Origin of the sequence: Oerskovia enterophila (assembly GCF_001692445.1) — a bacterium.
Lineage (GTDB): Bacteria > Actinomycetota > Actinomycetes > Actinomycetales > Cellulomonadaceae > Oerskovia > Oerskovia enterophila.
Genome location: NZ_MAQA01000107.1, coordinates 1 through 1936 on the forward strand (window position 1 = coordinate 1; position 1936 = coordinate 1936).

A 1936-nucleotide genomic window follows, 5' to 3' on the forward strand; every position below is an offset into this window, starting at 1 on the left:
CTCACCTCGACATCCGTCTTCGACAGAATGTCCGCCGCATAGATACCAGCAGGACCAGCGCCGACGATAGCGACGCGCAAAGGACGGGAGCTGCTCACAGGAAAGAACGCCTTCCGATCGAGGAGGGGGACGAACGGTCCGCAGGAGTGGGGCGGACCGGTCACGCGGGCTGTCCGGGTGAGGTCCGCGGCCGCCAACGGGAGAACCACTCGATTGTACGACTGAGGTGAACCTCCACACTGACAGGCGATCTCGCCTGATGGAACCCTGTCTTGCGATCTGAGCAATCGTTACGCGGTTCCGGGACGTGAGCACTCAGGGCGCGACGGGAGGCCACGACGGCTCGGCCTGCCCTCGCACCACGGTCGCGCCGCCGGATCAGCCCTCGAACCGCCGCATGAACCCGTTGTCGAACCGAGGGCGCCACCCGAGCGAGCGAAGCGTCGAGAAGACCGGCACCTTGATGGTCGAGGGGGTGAACGACAGGGTCGCGACGTTCGACACCTCGTAGCCTCGCTCACCGGAGGCCGTGACCCGCGGCGCGACCACGACCTTCAGGGAGCGCGCCCCGAAGGTCTTGCCACGGAACCCGTCCTTGCGCGCCTCGGCGTGCACGCCACCGGCCGAGACACCCACGGACCTGCGCGACGAGCCGTGGAGCTCGGTGAACGCGTAGGTCCCTCGCCTGCCGTCGAGCGTGACCACGAGCCGGAACGTCTTGGTGACGGCCCCCGCACCGAAGAAGGACTGCCAGCGCACGTCCCAGCCCTTCCAGGTCGCGGTGACGACGACTCCCTTGTCCGTCGGTTCTGCCGTGACCTCGTAGGGCACGTCCTCCGCGTTGAGCGAGAGGAGGGCCGCGACGACGTCCTCGACCCCGGCCGGACCGCCGGTCGGCACGGGGACGCTCACTCCTCGATCCTCAGGCTCTCCTGGATCGCTCGGATCTCGACCAGCAGCTGCTCGGCCTGCGCTCCCGAGCACGAGCCCGTGACCTGCACCAGGTCCACGACCGGTCCACGGTCGACGATCGTCGTGCGGACGGCCTGGACCAGGGTCCCTCCCTCGGCGTCCGTGAAGGCGCCCTCGATCCGGAAGCCGGGGTGTCCCGCGATCTCCCGCTCCTCGCGCCCCAGCTCGGCGTACCCGGCGAGCCCGGTCAGCTTGGTCACGACCTCGCTCACGGCGTTCTCCAGCGTGAACTGCTTGCGCGTGCGCGACACGACCACGATGACGTTGGGCCGGAACTCGCCGGGGGCCACGACCTTGGCCAGGGCGAGCGGGAGCGCGACCTCGGGGAGCGGTGCCCAGTCCTCCGGGCAGTCGATGCTGACCCGGACGGGGGCAGGGAAGTCGGCGCTGGGGTAGGAGAGCACGGTGCTCATGAACCATCCTTCGTGTCGGTCGGTGCCGTCCTGCTCGACGGCAGGACGGGGGTGTCAGTCTGTCAGGCCCTCGGCGACCCGGGCGTCTCGGCGAGCCCCTGGCCCCACGGGCCGCTCCTGCTGCCCGTGCGGTGAGCCGGTCACCAGGGCAGGAGGTCGGTCAGGCCCTCCACGAGCTTCTTGGGCTCGAGGTCGACCTTCAGGCCGACCCCACCGCCCAGCCCGAGCGCGACGCCGAGGTCGATGTCGATCTCCGTGTGCTCCCAGCCTGCCTTGACGTCCACGTTCGCACGGACGCCGATCCCCGCGTAGCCGGTCGCCTCGGCGCCGACCTGGGCGCCCTCGATCCCCACCGACGCCTCGACCTTGGCCTCGGCCCCGGCGAACGCCTCGGCGCCGACCGCGACCCCCAGCCCGTCGGGTCCGACCGAGGCCGCGGCGTCGACGCCGGCGCGCGCACCCGCGAACGCCTCGGCACTGCCGTTCGCCTCGAGGATCCCGTACCCCAGCGAGCCGTCGGCCTTGCCCCCTGCCCCGACGGCTCGCTGGGG

At 70.9% G+C, this 1936-nt stretch carries 3 protein-coding genes; all 3 read right to left on the minus strand.

From position 1 onward, the window contains the following. Nucleotides 1–378 precede the first annotated feature (378 nt). Nucleotides 379–912: a hypothetical protein gene (locus OERS_RS20360; RefSeq protein ID WP_068627790.1), complete on the minus strand. Its 534-nt coding sequence runs from the start codon at nucleotides 910–912 to the stop codon at nucleotides 379–381. Continuing rightward, nucleotides 909–1385 (minus strand): LpqN/LpqT family lipoprotein, encoded by a 477-nt coding sequence (locus OERS_RS20365; protein WP_056649866.1) that lies wholly within the window; start codon nucleotides 1383–1385, stop codon nucleotides 909–911. Before OERS_RS20365 ends, OERS_RS20360 begins: the two co-directional genes overlap by 4 nt. Nucleotides 1386–1525: 140 nt before the next feature. Next, on the minus strand, nucleotides 1526–1936 hold a 411-nt coding region (locus OERS_RS21685), incomplete at its 5' end, for a hypothetical protein (RefSeq protein WP_211268532.1).

Coding starts and splice junctions, on each gene's coding strand:
- OERS_RS20365 (WP_056649866.1), bottom strand. CDS start 1,385: ATGAGCACCGTGCTCTCCTACCCCAGCGCCGACTTCCCTGCCCCCGTC.